Source organism: Aliivibrio fischeri ATCC 7744 = JCM 18803 = DSM 507 (assembly GCF_023983475.1).
GTDB classification, from domain to species: Bacteria; Pseudomonadota; Gammaproteobacteria; order Enterobacterales; family Vibrionaceae; genus Aliivibrio; species Aliivibrio fischeri.
Genome location: NZ_CP092712.1, coordinates 1,043,947 through 1,060,329, shown reverse-complemented (window position 1 = coordinate 1,060,329; position 16,383 = coordinate 1,043,947). Strand labels below are relative to the sequence as shown.

At 39.5% G+C, this 16,383-nt stretch carries 18 protein-coding genes; 3 read left to right on the top strand and 15 right to left on the bottom strand.

Going from position 1 to position 16,383, the window contains the following annotated elements:
* Positions 1 to 127: 127 nt before the first annotated feature.
* From ybgF to aspS, 15 genes are all read right to left on the bottom strand, one after another.
* Positions 128 to 901 carry a tol-pal system protein YbgF gene (gene ybgF / locus AVFI_RS05030; RefSeq protein ID WP_188863273.1) on the bottom strand — a complete coding sequence of 258 codons (774 nt, stop codon included), beginning with the start codon at positions 899 to 901 and terminating at the stop codon, positions 128 to 130.
* Between the two features lie 25 nt (positions 902 to 926).
* Positions 927 to 1,493 (bottom strand): peptidoglycan-associated lipoprotein Pal, encoded by a 567-nt coding sequence (pal, locus tag AVFI_RS05025; RefSeq protein ID WP_005418623.1) that lies wholly within the window; start codon positions 1,491 to 1,493, stop codon positions 927 to 929.
* Positions 1,494 to 1,527: 34 nt separating this feature from the next.
* Positions 1,528 to 2,880 (bottom strand): Tol-Pal system beta propeller repeat protein TolB, encoded by a 1,353-nt coding sequence (tolB, locus tag AVFI_RS05020; protein WP_005418621.1) that lies wholly within the window; start codon positions 2,878 to 2,880, stop codon positions 1,528 to 1,530.
* 10 nt (positions 2,881 to 2,890) lie between these two features.
* Positions 2,891 to 3,841, bottom strand: coding sequence for a cell envelope integrity protein TolA (gene tolA / locus AVFI_RS05015; protein WP_188863274.1), 951 nt, complete (start codon positions 3,839 to 3,841; stop codon positions 2,891 to 2,893).
* Positions 3,842 to 3,857: 16 nt separating this feature from the next.
* Entirely contained in the window at positions 3,858 to 4,304 is a 447-nt protein-coding gene (gene tolR / locus AVFI_RS05010) for a protein TolR (protein ID WP_005418618.1), read from the bottom strand.
* Entirely contained in the window at positions 4,304 to 4,990 is a 687-nt protein-coding gene (gene tolQ / locus AVFI_RS05005) for a protein TolQ (protein WP_005418613.1), read from the bottom strand. Before tolQ ends, tolR begins: the two co-directional genes overlap by 1 nt.
* On the bottom strand, positions 4,980 to 5,390 hold the full coding sequence (gene ybgC / locus AVFI_RS05000) for a tol-pal system-associated acyl-CoA thioesterase (protein ID WP_041941319.1): 411 nt from the start codon (positions 5,388 to 5,390) through the stop codon (positions 4,980 to 4,982). Before ybgC ends, tolQ begins: the two co-directional genes overlap by 11 nt.
* 177 nt (positions 5,391 to 5,567) lie before the next feature.
* Complete coding sequence (locus AVFI_RS04995; RefSeq protein WP_005418611.1) at positions 5,568 to 5,870, bottom strand: cyd operon YbgE family protein; 303 nt, start codon at positions 5,868 to 5,870, stop codon at positions 5,568 to 5,570.
* Positions 5,863 to 5,970, bottom strand: coding sequence for a cytochrome bd-I oxidase subunit CydX (gene cydX, locus AVFI_RS04990; protein ID WP_000270284.1), 108 nt, complete (start codon positions 5,968 to 5,970; stop codon positions 5,863 to 5,865). The genes AVFI_RS04995 and cydX overlap by 8 nt, the downstream gene beginning before the upstream one ends.
* A 12-nt stretch (positions 5,971 to 5,982) precedes the next feature.
* Positions 5,983 to 7,119 (bottom strand): cytochrome d ubiquinol oxidase subunit II, encoded by a 1,137-nt coding sequence (cydB, locus tag AVFI_RS04985; protein ID WP_017019152.1) that lies wholly within the window; start codon positions 7,117 to 7,119, stop codon positions 5,983 to 5,985.
* A gap of 17 nt (positions 7,120 to 7,136) precedes the next feature.
* Positions 7,137 to 8,723 (bottom strand): cytochrome ubiquinol oxidase subunit I, encoded by a 1,587-nt coding sequence (cydA, locus tag AVFI_RS04980; RefSeq protein WP_026029308.1) that lies wholly within the window; start codon positions 8,721 to 8,723, stop codon positions 7,137 to 7,139.
* A gap of 381 nt (positions 8,724 to 9,104) precedes the next feature.
* Positions 9,105 to 10,118: a Holliday junction branch migration DNA helicase RuvB gene (ruvB, locus tag AVFI_RS04975; protein WP_012532908.1), complete on the bottom strand. Its 1,014-nt coding sequence runs from the start codon at positions 10,116 to 10,118 to the stop codon at positions 9,105 to 9,107.
* 28 nt (positions 10,119 to 10,146) lie between these two features.
* Positions 10,147 to 10,770 (bottom strand): Holliday junction branch migration protein RuvA, encoded by a 624-nt coding sequence (gene ruvA / locus AVFI_RS04970; protein WP_012533683.1) that lies wholly within the window; start codon positions 10,768 to 10,770, stop codon positions 10,147 to 10,149.
* 105 nt (positions 10,771 to 10,875) lie between these two features.
* Positions 10,876 to 11,397, bottom strand: coding sequence for a crossover junction endodeoxyribonuclease RuvC (gene ruvC / locus AVFI_RS04965; protein WP_005418602.1), 522 nt, complete (start codon positions 11,395 to 11,397; stop codon positions 10,876 to 10,878).
* A 152-nt stretch (positions 11,398 to 11,549) separates the two neighbouring features.
* Positions 11,550 to 13,325: an aspartate--tRNA ligase gene (gene aspS / locus AVFI_RS04960; RefSeq protein ID WP_188863275.1), complete on the bottom strand. Its 1,776-nt coding sequence runs from the start codon at positions 13,323 to 13,325 to the stop codon at positions 11,550 to 11,552.
* A 385-nt stretch (positions 13,326 to 13,710) separates the two neighbouring features.
* Between aspS and cmoA the strand changes: the two genes are divergently transcribed.
* The 3 genes from cmoA (at position 13,711) to AVFI_RS04945 (ending at position 16,300) form a co-directional block, all read left to right on the top strand.
* Entirely contained in the window at positions 13,711 to 14,439 is a 729-nt protein-coding gene (cmoA, locus tag AVFI_RS04955; protein WP_017019154.1) for a carboxy-S-adenosyl-L-methionine synthase CmoA, read from the top strand.
* A gap of 36 nt (positions 14,440 to 14,475) precedes the next feature.
* Positions 14,476 to 15,450 (top strand): tRNA 5-methoxyuridine(34)/uridine 5-oxyacetic acid(34) synthase CmoB, encoded by a 975-nt coding sequence (cmoB, locus tag AVFI_RS04950; protein ID WP_012532950.1) that lies wholly within the window; start codon positions 14,476 to 14,478, stop codon positions 15,448 to 15,450.
* A 79-nt stretch (positions 15,451 to 15,529) separates the two neighbouring features.
* Positions 15,530 to 16,300: an ATP-dependent zinc protease family protein gene (locus AVFI_RS04945; RefSeq protein WP_188863276.1), complete on the top strand. Its 771-nt coding sequence runs from the start codon at positions 15,530 to 15,532 to the stop codon at positions 16,298 to 16,300.
* The last annotated feature ends 83 nt before the right edge of the window (positions 16,301 to 16,383 follow it).

Here is a 16,383-nt window from a genome sequence, read left to right as displayed (position 1 = left end):
CAGCTCAGTAACTTTTTTCAAATAGTCTGAGCATTATACCCCTAATGATTTAGTCAGCAAGTTAGGGGAAATAAAAAAGGAGCCATAGGCTCCTTTATGTTTTAAAAATACTAAAAATTCAGCAAAGTTACAGTGATTTCAGTTTAGATGCTGCCGTTTTCGCGGTCGTGCTATCTGGATACTCACTCACTACTTTTTGATAATATTTTTTCGCTGCCGCATTATTATTATTGCGTTTAGCAACTTCGCCTAACTTCAGTAGAGCATCAGCTCGTTTATTTGAGTCTGCATAACTAACGACTTTAGCAAAACTCTTGGCTGCTTCTACATCATTTTTTTGAGCAAAGTACAGCTGTCCTAACCAGTAATGTGCATTAGAGCTATATACTGAATCAGGGTATGCCGTTACAAATTCTTGAAATGCTTTTGTTGCCCCTGCGTAGTTTTTCTCTTTTAAGATCAAATCCACTGCATTTTGGTAAGCCGCATTTTCATTAGTATCAGCAGCATAAGCACCTTCTGTTGATCCACCTTCTGTTGCTTCAGGCTTCGCTTCTACAGTTGGTTTAGCTGTTCTTATGTTGTCTATTTCAATATACAGCTGACGTTGACGCTCAAGCATCTGATCAAGTTCATAGCTATTGCGCTCTACCGTGCCTCGCATCTCTGAAAGCTCTTGAGATAAACCATCCAACTGCTGTTGTAATTGAAGCTGAATTTGATTACGACTTTTAATTAAACGTTCTAGGCGTTCAATACTTGCCGATGATGCAGGAGCAGAAGAGGTAGAATTGGAACTGGCATTTAAATCTGTGACTGGAGCAGGTGCGGCGACCACAAGGGTCGCCGCACTAGCCAGCAACGTAAGCGGAATGATTCGCTTAAGGTTACTGTATTTCATATAAGTCAGCCTTATAAACTATCGATTAGTATACTAATACTGCACGACGGTTTTTAGCGTAGTCTTCAGCTGTTTGGCCAAGAACTAGTGGCTTCTCTTCACCGTAGCTTACGATAGAGATTTGGTCTGCAGAAACACCTAGAGCTTGTAGGTACTTAGATACTGCTTTAGCACGACGCTCGCCTAGAGCGATGTTGTATTCAGGAGTACCGCGCTCATCAGCGTGACCTTCAACAGTTACTTTGATTGAAGGATCAGCACTTAGGAAAGCTGCGTGAGCTGCAAGCATATCTTCGTATTCTGAAGAGATTGTTGAGTTATCAAATGCGAAGTAAACAGTTTGAACTTTACGAAGTTCTTGCTCAGCTTGAGCACGTACTTCAGCTTCGTTCATTGCTTCATCAGCTTCGATAGAAGATAGAACAGCTGTATCTGTTTGACCTTCTGCACCGTTAGTTGTTTGAGTCTCTGCAGCATTAGTTGATTCTTGGCCAGCAGTACTGTCAGTTGCGCTGTCGCTAGAACTACAAGCTGAAAGAGCAACCACAGGCAACGCGATTAAAAGGCTCTTAAGAAGTTTATTTAGTTGCATTGTATTTTCCTTATTTTCCTAAATATTTTAGTAGCTATAAAAATGGCGACCACGCTGGTGCCCTTACACGACCGTTAGTCGCTGGTAAGCGAGCTTTAAAACGGCCATCTATAGAAACCATAGAAAGAACATTTTGTTTTCTATAGATTGAACTGTAAATCACCATGCCACCATTTGGCGCAATACTTGGTGACTCATCCAGTAGTGTCTTTGTTAAGACCTGGACAGCACCGGTTTCTAAATCTTGTTTCGCTAGATTAAATCCAGTCTCTGAGCGATTTACCATAACGATGTATTTACCGTCTGGAGTAATCTGCCCACCAAGATTTTGACTGCCTTGCCAGGTTAAACGTTTAGTCGAACCATCCCCTAAATTTACTCTATATATCTGAGGTTTACCACCCCGATCTGATGTAAATATAAGTGACTTGTTATCTGGAGCCCAAAAAGGTTCGGTATTATTCGCTCTACCGCGAGTAATTTGACTCATTTTTTTGGTCTTCAAATCCACAACATAAATTTGCAGACTTCCAGATTTTGATAATACTATCGCTAACTTATCACCATCATGTGAGAAGCGCGGAGCTCCATTATGACGCGGATAAGAAGCAATTAACTCTCTCTTACCCGTATAAATATTCATAATGAAAATTTGTGACTTTCTATTTTCAAAACTTACATATGCAAGCTTTTTACCATCAGGTGACCATGCTGGTGACATGATAGGTTGTTTCGATTTCAGAACTAAACGTTCATTATAACCATCATAGTCAGCAATTCTTAACTGGTATGGGTATTGTGCTTTATCATTTACAACAACATAAGCGATACGAGTTAAAAACGCACCTCTTTCACCTGTCAATTTCTCATACACCACATCAGAAATACGGTGTGCATATTTACGCAGTTGCTTTGTCGATAATGACGCCACTTTATTAACTAAAATATGGTCTCGAGTAAGTACTAACTTACCTGATTCATCTAATGCCTTAGATTGACCTTTAGTTAGCTGACCACGAACAACATCGATAAGTTTGTATGTAACTTCATACTTACCTTGTGCGTTTAATTTAACTTCACCAGTAACAATGGCATCCACCCCCATTTTTGTCCAAGCTTCGTAATTAATGTCCGAATCTTTGTAAGGTGTTTGTGGCATTTTATTCGTTGGAATAGGACTAAACTTACCACTACGCTGTAAATCAGACGAAATAATCGCAGATATATCTTGTGGTAACTTACCTTCTCCATGCCATTTAAAAGGCACAATACCAATTGGTCTTGCTGAATCAATACCTTCTGTAATAACCAGTTCTAGCTCGGCTTTTGCGACCTGACTAAAACCTAAACAAACCACAAATAGGGTTAATATCCATCGTTTAAGCACTTGCTCTTCCTTATTCTGGTTGAACGGTAAGGTTTATATTCGTTAACTTAGCAACAACATCCGCATCTTTTGGCATAGGAAATACATTCACTTTTGTCACTGCTGTTTTTGCTGCTCGACAAACTTGAGCATCACCACCTAGTGTGGTTACAGATAAAAGCAATCCAGAAGACGCTAACTTAATTTTCACTCGACAACTTTTACCGACATACGTCTCATCTACCAACAAATTTTGTTGAATCATTTGAGTATAAATTGCCGCATGACGATTAACTTCATCACTAATATGCTTATCTTTCGCAGATGTATTTTTAACGCTCTCATCTTCTAAACCTGCAAAGATATCATTTAATGCTGCTTCTTTCTGCTTACGCTCAGCTTCTGCTTTGGCCGCTTTTTCTTTTGCCTTACGATCTGCTTCAGCTTTAGCTGCTCGTTCTTTTTCTAACTGTACTTTCTTAGCCGCCTCTTTAGCCGCTTTTTCTTTATCAGCTTTTATTTTAGCCTGCTTTGCCGCTTCTGCTTTCGCTGCTGCGTCTGCTTTTCGTTTACGTTCAGCCTCTGCTGCCACAGCTCGTTCTTTTTCTTTCTTCGCCTCAGCTACTGCTTTTTTGCGTTCTTCTTCCGCTTGACGAGCCGCTTTTTTCTCTTGAACTTGCTTTTCTTTCAATCGACGAATGCGTTCTTCTTCCGCTTTTCGATTTTTTTCTAATCGCTCTGCCTGCTGTTTTAATTTCTTCAAACGATCTTGTTCAGCTCGCTCAGCTCTTTCACGCTCTTGTCGAATTTGACTTGCTTGCTTAGCGATAGTGCCTGGATCAATCACAACTGCTTGAATCGTATTTGGCTTAGCTTTGTCATCTAAAGAAAAATCGCTACCGAATATCAGTGCTATCACTAACAGTAAGTGAAGCACTACAGAAACACCAATGGCAAATGTGTAATTATTATCCGCTTTCATCAATGGTTATTCACTTCTATTCCTTGAGATCAGTGAGCAAGCCTACTTTACTGACACCCGCTCGACTCAATTCATCCAAGACCAACACAATTTCAGCATATGGCGTACTTGCATCGCCACCAACAGCAACGGGGGAATTTGGCTTTATGCTTAATTCTGCTTTTACGTTAGTGATCATCTCTTGCATCGACATTGGGCGACGCACTTCTTGGTTATCAACGCTTAAACCTAAATTACCGTCTTTATCTACTTCAACGATAATAAATGTCGCATTAGGGTCTTCTCCTGCCATTGCCTGTGCTGATTTCGTATTGGTCATTTCCGGTAAATCAACATCAACACCTTGAGTTACAAAAGGAGCCGTTACCATAAAGATAATTAATAGCACTAACATTACATCAATGTATGGAACCACATTGATTTCGGCAGTTAACTTACGCTTTTTAGGTTGATAGCCAGACATTACTTCTCCTGACTCGCCATAGCTTGACGGTGAAGAATGCTTGAGAACTCATCCATAAATGCAGCATAGTTGTGTTCTAACTTGCCTACTTTAACACTTAAACGGTTATAAGCGATAACTGCTGGAATAGCAGCAAATAAACCCATAGCTGTCGCTACAAGTGCTTCAGCGATACCCGGAGCCACCATAGCAAGTGTTGCTTGTTTTACTGCACCCAGAGCAATGAATGCGTGCATAATACCCCATACCGTACCAAACAGGCCGATATAAGGTGTAATAGAGCCAACTGTCGCTAGGAAAGGTAGGTTCGTCTCTAAGTTATCTACTTCACGAGAAACCGTCACACGCATAGCACGAGCCGTTCCGTCCATTACCGCTTCTGATGAAGACGAATTTACTCGAGATAAACGAGCAAATTCGTTAAAACCTGAATAAAAGATTTTCTCTGTTCCGCTAATTCGATCTTTACGAACTTTCACTTCATTGAACAGTTGAGATAGATCCATACCAGACCAAAATTTATCTTCAAAACGTTCCGCATCGCTACGAGCTACAGATAATACTTTTGAGCGCTTAAAAATCATCGCCCATGAAATTACAGACAAGCTTAATAGAATAAGCATCACGATCTTAACTAATAAACTAGCTTGTAAAAATAGATCGAGAATTGATAGTTCACCTGTCACAAGATATCTCCGATAAAATAAACGATGGGATCGCCGTTGGTTTCATAACTGAATTATCGACACAGGCTACCTTAACCGTAGCTTTGCACAATACTTTACCGTCAGAATTAACCAATATTTGACAAAAGGTTAGCGATACTTTTTTAATTTCTGTTATTAATGTTTCAACAATAAGTTGTTCATCTAAACGAGCAGCTGAAATGAAATCAATCTGTAAACTCTTTACAACAAAGCCTATAGATTCATTCAACATTACTTGTTGGGAGACCCCTTTATCTCGTAATAGTTCAGTTCGTGCACGCTCAAAGAACTTAAGGTAGTTTGAATGATATACAACGCCACCGGCATCGGTATCTTCATAATAAATGGTTATAGGCCATTTAAATGGATTCATATTCATCTCACCTTTCTCATTATTATTGAAAAATCAATTGCTAACTATAACTGATCTTAACCCTAGGTAACTATATGATATTTACATTTTGAGGTTAAATCGTAAAAAAAAATGGTTTGTCACTTAAATAAGTAACAAACCACTCAATATTATGTTTCAACTGATGACTTTAATGCAAGCAAACTACATAAAGTATAAGTAACTGAAATATATCAAAATCAACATTGAAAAATATGGGCTAAACAGAAGCTTCCATCCCCATTTCTGTGGGATAAATCCAACAACAAAAATGAATGCCGTACACACTGAGTAAATTAGAGCTGGGGCCAATAACCCACTAAATCCACCAATTCGCTCAGCGTATATTGTCGGTTCCCACATTAGCATAGCCATATGGAACACTGCGACACCAACCAACAATAAACGAATGACGATATTGTTGATTGGAGATTGTACGCTATCAATTTTGTCAGCGAGATTACTCACTGTCTTTATCCATCATTTCTGAGTGCTCTAACCAAAGAGCATTGATGATACCAAATGCACAAGCAAGTAGAACACCTAGAATCCATGCGAAATACCACATAGTAAATACTCCTTAGTATAGAGACGTTTTGTTCTCTTCAATGAATTTATTATCAAGACGACCAAACATTTTAATGTACGTCCAGATAGTGTAAGCAAGAATAATTGGTACCATTACGATAGCAACGTATGTCATTAGCGTAAGTGTTAACTCACTTGAAGTTGAATCCCACATAGTTAAGCTGTGGTTCGGGTTCAAGCTTGATGGCATTACGAATGGGAATAACGCAAAACCAGAAGTTAAGATAACACCAGCGTTAGTTAAACTTGAGCTTAAGAACGCAAGACCGCCAATATTTGCACGAGATGCAATAATTGTAACGATAGGCATGATCACTGCTAATGCTGGCGCAATCCATAGTAATGGGTATTCGTTGAAGTTATGGAACAAAGCACCTACTTCACGAGTTACTTCTTTGTTTAATGGATTTGACGGTGCAAAGTGATCTAGGCTACCTACAATCACATAACCTTCAATGCTCTGAGCCCAGATACCTGCAATAACAAATAGAACAATTACAAGAGCACTAAAGATCATTGCCATATTTCGTGCGCGAGTGTGCAAATCACCCGTTGTTTTCATTTGTAGCCATGTTGCGCCTTGAGTAATGAACATAAATGAACTTACTAAGCCACACACTAGTGCAAATGGGTTTAACAGACCAAAGAATGAACCGTGGTAAGTTGGCATCATTAGGTTATCCAGTTGGAATGGAACACCTTGTAGAAGGTTACCAAACGCAACACCAAAGATAACTGGTGGAACAAAGCTACCAATAAAGATCGCTGCATCCCACGCTGAACGCCAGCGTTTATCTTCAATTTTAGAACGGTAATCAAATCCAACAGGACGGAACCATAATGCTGCTAACGTTACGATCATTGCTAGGTAAAAACCTGAAAATGATGTTGCGTATACTAATGGCCATGCTGCGAATAATGCACCACCAGCAGTGATTAACCATACTTGGTTACCATCCCAGTGAGGGGCAATTGAGTTAATCATAACTCGACGTTCTGAATCTGTTTTACCGATAACAGGTACTAGTGCACCAACACCCATATCGAATCCATCTGTTACAGCGAAACCAATCAGTAATACACCGATTAATGCCCACCAAACAAATCGCAATACTTCGTAATCAAACATTGCTCAAATCTCCGTTTTTATGCTTCTACTTGGCGAGTTAATTTCGCTTCTGAATCTTGACCGTTTTGCTCAAAGTGGTAGCGGCCTGTTTTCAAGCTACTTGGACCTTTACGAGCAAATTTCACCATTAGGTAAACTTCAGCAATCAAGAAAATCGTGTACAAGCCAATTATTGCAGCCATTGAAATTAGAATTTCAGTTGCTGTTAATGCCGATGCCGCTACGTTTACAGGTAAGATCTCACCAACAGCCCATGGTTGACGACCATATTCTGCTACGAACCAACCTGCTTCAATCGCAATCCATGGTAATGGCATGCCAAATAGTGCAGCTTTAAGTAACCAAGGCTTCGCTTCGATTTTTTGACGACATGTTTGAACAAATGCAAAAGCAAAGATACCAAGCATTAATACGCCACAAGCTACCATGATTCGGAATGAGAAGAACAATGGCCATACTGTTGGGATTGAATCATCCGCAGCCGCTTTAATTTGGTCTTCTGTTGCATCAACTACGTTATCTGTATAACGCTTAAGAAGTAAGCCATAACCTAAGTCATGTTTTACATCATCAAATGCAGCAATGTTTTCAGGTGTTTTCTCACCATTACGTAATTTCTCAAGTAGACCGTACGCAACCATACCGTTTCGGATGCGAAGTTCATGTTGGTCTTTAAGGTCACGTAAGCCAGTCACTTGCTTATCTAGAGAACGAGTTGCAATAATACCCATTACATATGGGATCTTAATTGCGTAATCTGTTTCCATAGATTCTTGATTTGGTAAACCAATCACAGTAAACGCAGCAGGCGCTTCTTCTGTATGCCATTCAGCTTCGATAGCAGCAAGTTTAACTTGTTGTACTTCACCTAGCTCATAGCCAGACTCATCACCAAGAACCATTACAGATAGGATTGATGCCATACCAAAAGAAGCAGCAATTGCGAATGAACGACGTGCAAATGCAATATCACGGCCTTTTAGTAGGTAGTAAGAACTGATACCTAGTACGAACATTGCGCCACATGTGTAACCTGATGCTACTGTGTGAACAAATTTAACTTGTGCTACTGGGTTTAGTACAACTTCAGCGAAGCTCACCATTTCCATACGCATTGTTTCAAAGTTAAATTCCGCACCTACTGGGTTTTGCATCCAGCCGTTAGCTACTAGAATCCAAAGTGCTGAGAAGTTTGAACCTAAAGCAACTAACCAAGTTACTGCAAGGTGTTGACGTTTAGATAAACGATCCCAACCAAAGAAGAATAAACCAACAAAAGTAGATTCTAAGAAGAAAGCCATTAGTGCTTCGATGGCAAGAGGTGCCCCGAAAATATCACCAACGTAGTGTGAATAGTAAGACCAGTTAGTACCAAACTGGAATTCCATTGTTAAACCAGTTGCTACACCTAGTGCAAAGTTAATACCGAACAATTTACCCCAGAACTTTGTCATGTCCTTGTAGATTTGTTTGTCGGTCATTACATATAAAGACTCCATAATAGCCAATAAAAAGGCCATACCTAGAGTCAGAGGAACGAATAGGAAGTGATACATCGCTGTCATTGCAAATTGCAGACGCGATAACTCCACTACATCAGTGATCATGAGAACTCCTTTGTGTCAGGCTGAATGACACAGTACTTCCATACTTTTAAGTGAGCGTAAACACTTTATCTATGTAGTCTTAATATTCATTAGCGTATTAATAACCACAAAGTGTTACATAAATGTGTAAATCAGGTTAATTTAATGTTAAGTTAACTCTAATATAGAACCCGCTAATATTAATAGGAAACAAGATTTCTTTCAAAAGGTTTGTCTCAAAATTGTAAGTTAATTACATTTATTTTTTAGTAAGTGTTCATTTTTCACACTTTCAATAATCCATATACGAAAAAACGAGTGATTTTGATCACTCGCTTTCAATTAACTCAGCTTAAAATATTAATAGACTGTGTAAATATATTAATACCGTAACGAAATCTATTTATCAGGCTTATCAATTCCAAAATGTAGATATGCCCGATCAGATACAATTCGCCCTCTAGGCGTTCTTTGCAGATAGCCTTGTTGAATGAGATAAGGTTCAATGACATCTTCAATGGTATCTCGCTCTTCACCAATGGCTGCTGCGATATTATCTAAGCCAACAGGCCCACCATCAAACTTCTCCATAATAGCTAACAATAGCTTTCTGTCCATGTAATCAAAACCTCGAACATCCACATCGAGCATATTAAGCGCTTTATCAGCGATATCAGATGAGATATTTCCATCACTCATAACTTCAGCATAATCACGAACACGGCGTAATAAGCGGTTAGCAATACGAGGAGTACCACGTGCACGACGAGCCACTTCTAATGCACCTTCAGACTCCATTGATAAATTCAAACAATCTGCGCTGCGTTGAACTATGTGCTGAAGATCTTCGACTTTGTAATATTCTAAACGTTGCACAATACCAAAACGATCACGAAGCGGTGATGTTAATGATCCAGCCCTTGTCGTTGCACCAATTAAAGTAAACGGAGGTAAATCAATTTTTATTGAACGAGCTGCGGGGCCTTCACCTATCATTATATCAAGTTGATAATCTTCCATCGCAGGATAAAGCACTTCTTCAACCATAGGGCTTAAGCGATGAATTTCATCAATAAATAAAATATCGTTTTCTTCTAAATTCGTCAGTAATGCAGCTAAGTCCCCTGCTTTTTCAAGAACAGGTCCTGATGTCGTTCTTATATTTACGCCCATCTCATTAGCTACAATATTGGCTAATGTTGTCTTACCTAAACCTGGAGGACCAAAAATAAGTAGATGATCCAGTGCTTCTTCACGCATTTGTGCAGCTTTAATGAAAATCTCCATTTGACCTCGAACATGATCTTGGCCTTGATAATCATCTAACTTTTTAGGACGGATGGCTCTATCAATCACATCCTCTTCGCGAAAAGTTGGGTTATCTGCCGCAATTAAACGATCTGCTTCAATCATAAATAAGTACTCAACAATTAGAAGATGATTAAATCATCGATTTTAATGATTCACGGATCAATACTTCACTGGTCATGTCCGGCTTAGCAACTTGAGAAACAGTTTTAGATGCTTGTTGTGGTTTATAACCCAATGCGATTAATGCACTAACCGCTTCATCCACAGCACTTTGTGGAGATGTGATAAATTCTGAACCATCGTCCATTGGTGCTGCATCGGTCGCTGGTGTAAAGAGATCACCCGCTCCCCATCCTTTTAATCTATCTTTCATTTCAACGACAAGTCTTTCCGCTGTCTTTTTACCAACCCCGGGTAACTTAACCAATGTTGAGATATCTTCACGTTCAACACTTTGTACAAATTGCGCAGCTGTCATTCCTGATAGAATAGCTAAGCCCAGCTTAGGGCCAACACCATTTGCTTTAATTACTTCACGAAACAAAGCTCGTTCGTTTTTAGTATTAAAACCATATAGTAGCTGTGCATCTTCACGTACAACATAATGAGTATAAATAATGGCTTCCGAACCCACTTCTGGTAATTCATAAAAACAGCTCATTGGCATCTGTACTTCATAGCCAATACCACTCACTTCGATCAATAATTCTGGTGGTTGTTTTTCTAATAAATTTCCGCGAAGACGTCCAATCACAATAGATACTCTTTAAAATAAATAATAAGTTAAGATAGTAATAAAGAACTGGATAGATATCCAGTAAAAGAAATGAGAATTTATAACAAGCTGCACTGACACTCTTTATCTATAACGCCCACGACGTGCTCCCGTTGCTTTACCAGCTAACGCAATTAATGTTTTATTGGTATTGGCATGACAAATGGCTGCGCCTAATGCATCAGCAGCATCGGCTTGTGGTTTAGCCGGCAGTTTCAACATACTCATTACCATATGTTGGACTTGAGATTTATCAGCACCACCCGTTCCTGTTACTGCTTGCTTAATTAAGCGTGCAGCATATTCATATACTGGCAGGTCTGCATTCACAGCAGCCACTATTGCACTGCCTCTCGCTTGACCAAGCTTTAATGCTGAGTCGGCATTTTTCGACATAAATACTTGTTCAATCGCAAACACATCAGGTTGGAATTGCGTGATGATTTCAGAAACCCCCGCATAAATTTGCTTTAATCGACCAGGTAGTTCTTTTTCAGACATACGAATACAACCACTGCCAAGATATTGCAGATGACGGCCATTTTGGCGAATAACACCATATCCAGTAATACGCGAGCCGGGATCAATCCCTAAAATGATAGACATATAAAAACCACTGATTATTTATACATATATATTAGCTAGATACCACTTCAAACTCAAGGTATTAGTAATAAAGAGCAGTTTCACTTTACATAGTATAGATACAAAAATGCCCGCATAAATACGGGCATTTTTTACAAAGAGTTAAACGCTAATTATGCGTCTTTTTTCTCGGCAAGTTTAACTGCAATCGCCAATTCTTCTAAAGAAGCAGGGTTTGCTAGGCTTGGAGCGTCTGTAAGTAGACATGCTGCAGCCGTTGTTTTCGGGAACGCGATAACATCACGGATGTTTTCTGTACCACAAAGTAGCATTGCTAGACGGTCAAGACCGAACGCAAGACCTGCATGTGGCGGCGTACCGTATTTTAGAGCTTCAAGTAGGAAACCAAATTTCTCTTGTTGTTCTTGCGCTTCGATACCTAGGATACCAAATACCGCTGTTTGCATTTCTGCATTATGGATACGTACAGAACCACCACCAACTTCGTAGCCGTTAATTACCATATCGTATGCATCAGAGTTCGCTGCAGCAGGGTTTGCTTGTAGCTCTTCAGCAGAAACACCTAAAGGAGATGTGAATGGGTGGTGCATTGCATGCAAGTTACCTTCTCCGTCTTCTTCAAACATTGGGAAATCAACAACCCATAATGGAGCCCATGCAGATGTATCTGTTAGTTCAAGATCAGTACCTAACTTAAGACGTAGTGCGCCCATCGCTTCCGATACGATACCTGCTTTATCGGCACCAAATAGAATGATATCGCCTGTTTCAGCTTGAGTACGCTCAAGAATTGCGTTGACTACTTCTTCATTTAAGAACTTAGCAACTGGAGATTGAACACCTTCAAAACCTGCAGCACGATCGTTCACTTTCATCCAAGCTAAGCCTTTCGCACCGTAGATACCTACGAAGTTACCGTACTCATCGATTTGCTTACGAGATAATGAAGCACCAGCAGGTACACGGATAACGGCTACACGACCTTTTTCATCATTTGCAGGACCTGAGAACACTTTGAAGTCTACATCTTTAACAAGATCAGCAACGTCAACAAGTTCAAGCGGGTTACGTAGATCTGGTTTATCAGAACCAAAACGGCGCATTGCTTCAGAGAATGGCATTACAGGGAATTGACCAAGTTCAACATCTAGAAGCTCTTTCCACATATCGTGAACAAGACGCTCAGTCACATTACGAACTTCTTGAGAAGTCATGAATGAGGTTTCGATATCGATTTGAGTAAACTCAGGTTGACGGTCAGCACGTAAATCTTCATCACGGAAACATTTTACGATTTGGTAGTAACGGTCAAAACCAGACATCATTAGCAATTGTTTAAATAGCTGTGGTGATTGTGGTAGAGCGTAGAAGCTACCTTTATGAACACGGCTTGGTACTAAGTAGTCACGAGCACCTTCTGGTGTTGCTTTCGTTAATACTGGCGTTTCGATATCTAGGAATAAGTTTTCATCTAAGAAACGACGAACGAAGCTTGATGCACGAGCACGTAACTTGATACGGTCACTCATTTCTGGACGACGTAAATCAATGTAACGATACTTCAGACGTTGCTCTTCTGAGTTAGTTTGGTTGAAGTCTAATGGAAGCGCCGCAGAGCGGTTGATGATCTCAAGGCCTGTAGCCAAAAGTTCTACTTCACCAGTAGCCATATCTTTATTTACTTGGCTATCAGGACGAACACGTACTTCACCAGTAAATTTGATACAGAATTCATTACGCAGTTGACTTGCAACCTCAAATACGTCTTTCATATCTGGGTCAACAACTACCTGAACGATACCTTCACGATCTCGCATATCAATAAAGATAAGACCGCCTAAATCACGGCGGCGGTTTACCCAGCCGCAAAGTTCTACAGTTTGCCCTGCAAGGGACTTGTTCAGGTTACCACAGTAATGGGTGCGCATGATGATTTTCCCAATCTAATATACATGTTCAATAGTAAATGCAGCGAAAAAGGAGTGCTGCATTTTTCATAATTCTATTCACGCTTGCTTAAATGACGTATTTACCAGCCAATCTGCTGAATTAATATACAAAACGCAAAAATATGCCAATATTATAAAGGAAAAATAACGTATACCCAAGTAACTTCCAGTCTGTTAGTCCTGTGAAAAAGTTCCCTTTCAATTTTCATTGCCCTAAAGACATTAACTCAAGAATTCACTACAATAGCGCCATCATAAGCTGGAGTGCTATGAATCATGCCGTTCTAGGTAAGTAGAATCAATATTTACCTAGAGTTGTATGAGTTTCGTATGGATGTCATAACCAAGCCTTAGTGAGAATCCCATGGCTAACCCTGATACTATTTTTTCTACACCAATCGACAAAATTGGTGATTTCACATTTGATGAACGCGTTGCTGAAGTATTCCCTGACATGATCCAACGATCCATTCCAGGCTACAGCAATATTATCTCAGCCATCGGTATGCTGGCCGAACGCTATGCTAAACCACATTCAAATGTGTATGATTTAGGCTGTTCACTAGGGGCGGCAACGCTTTCAATGCGCAGAAGTATTAATCAAGAAGGTTGCCAAATTATTGGAGTGGATAATTCATCCGCTATGGTGGAGCGTTGTCGCTTACTTGTTAATGCTTACCGTTCTGACACACCAGTGACGATTCTAGAAGCAGATATACGTGATGTTGATATTCAAGATGCTTCTGTCGTTGTTTTAAATTTCACATTGCAATTTTTAGCGCCTGCTGACCGTCACGCTTTACTTGAAAAGATTTATGCAGGCTTGCGTCCTGGCGGCATTTTAATTTTATCCGAGAAATACATTTTTGAAGATGAAAATGCTAACGAATTACTGATTGACCTACACCATGACTTTAAACGTGCAAATGGCTATAGCGAATTAGAAATAAGTCAAAAACGCAGTGCTATTGAAAACGTGATGCTACCTGACACAATTGACGTGCACAAAAAGCGCTTTAATGAGATTGGCTTTAAAAGCTCTGAAGTGTGGTTTCAATGTTTTAACTTCGGTTCAATGTTTGCCATCAAATAACCCTGTTTTGTTATCACCAACTATATAAAGATATTTATGTTTAATTTTGCTAATTTTTATCAACTTCTAGCCCAAGATACCGTTCTTCAGCCTTGGTTAAATACATTGCCACAACAACTAACCGACTGGCAGAATGCAGAACATGGTGATATTGAGCGTTGGATAAAAGCGTTGAAAAAAATCCCTGAGGGATGCGCTGATAATATCGACTTAAAATCATCAGTAACGCTATCAAATAACACCCCATTAATTGATGGCGAACGCAAAAAATTAGAAAACTTATTACAAACTTTCCATCCATGGCGAAAAGGTCCATTTACGGTTCATGACATTCATATTGATACTGAATGGCGCTCAGATTGGAAATGGGATCGTTTGTTACCTCACATTACACCACTAAAAAATCGTTCAGTTTTAGATGTTGGCTGCGGTAACGGATATCATATGTGGCGCATGCTTGGTGAAGAAGCTCGTTTGTGTGTGGGTATTGATCCATCACATTTGTTTTTAATTCAGTTTGAAGCAATTCGTAAACTAATGGGGAATGACCAACGTGCTCACCTATTACCGTTAGGAATTGAGCAACTTCCTGAATTGAATGCGTTTGATACCGTATTTAGTATGGGTGTGTTATATCACCGTCGTTCTCCACTAGACCATTTAATTCAACTAAAAAACCAATTAGTTGCTGGTGGTGAATTGGTACTAGAAACCTTAGTTATTGATGGTGATGAAAACGCAGTATTAATGCCAGTTGATCGTTACGCTCAAATGCGCAATGTTTACTTCTTCCCATCAGCTAGAGCACTAAAAGTATGGTTAGAAAGCGTGGGATTCGTCGATGTAAAAATAGTAGATGAATGTGTTACCACAACAGGCGAGCAACGCTCTACTGAATGGATGAAACACAACTCTCTGCCTGAATACTTAGACCCAAATGATTCAACAAAAACCATTGAAGGTCACCCAGCACCAAAACGTGCGATTTTAATAGCAAAGAAACCTGACTAAACTTTAACATTTGGGGGCTATTCGCTCCCATTTATTATCGTTATTATGCACATGTTAATTTAACTCAACGGAACATAAAATGATCCAACGAATTCTACCACTGGTTGCAGTTTTAAGCCTTTCTGGCTGTGCTCTTACACAACAAGCTCAACCTTTAGCTTCAGACAATTCAGAAACCGTCGCTGCAATTAAATCAATGGAAACCAACCTGAATACTCGTTTAGATACGATGGAAGGTAAAATTGAGACTCAAAACGAATATATTTCTACATTAGAAAAAGAATTATCTAACGTTTCTGAAGAGTTATCTATTGTTCGTTCAGAACAAACAAAAATTCAAAACAGCATTAGGGTCGCGACATCTAAGAAAAAACGTCTTGCCCCGCTTCCTGTTTCTATGCAATCTCAAGCTTTAAAAGACACCATTGTGCTTGGCGCAATTGAGAATGTTGAAATAGCAGATATTAAACAAGCATTTACTGCTCGTATTGATACAGGTGCAACAACCTCTTCTTTAAATGCAGTTGATTTACAAGAATTTGAACGCAATGGTAGTCAATGGGTTCGATTCCATTTAGTAAACCAAGACGTAAAAGCTGATGATGGAAAACTTGAGTGGATTACTGCTCCTGTTATCCGTAACGTAAAAATTCGTCAAGCAACGGCAGAAGATGCTGAACGCCGCCCTGTTGTCGAATTATGGATAAAACTTGGCGCAATCCACGAAAAAGTACAGTTTACCCTTGCAGATCGATCTCACATGACTCATTCTGTTTTATTAGGTCGTGAGTTTATTCAAGATATCGCAGTTGTTGATGTCAGCAAAGAATTCGTTCAAAGCAAAAAATAGCTCCTACCTCAAATAAGCGGTAATTTATTCAATATCTTAGTAGCATAAATTACCGCATGAATTACAATTATAATTATCTTCCA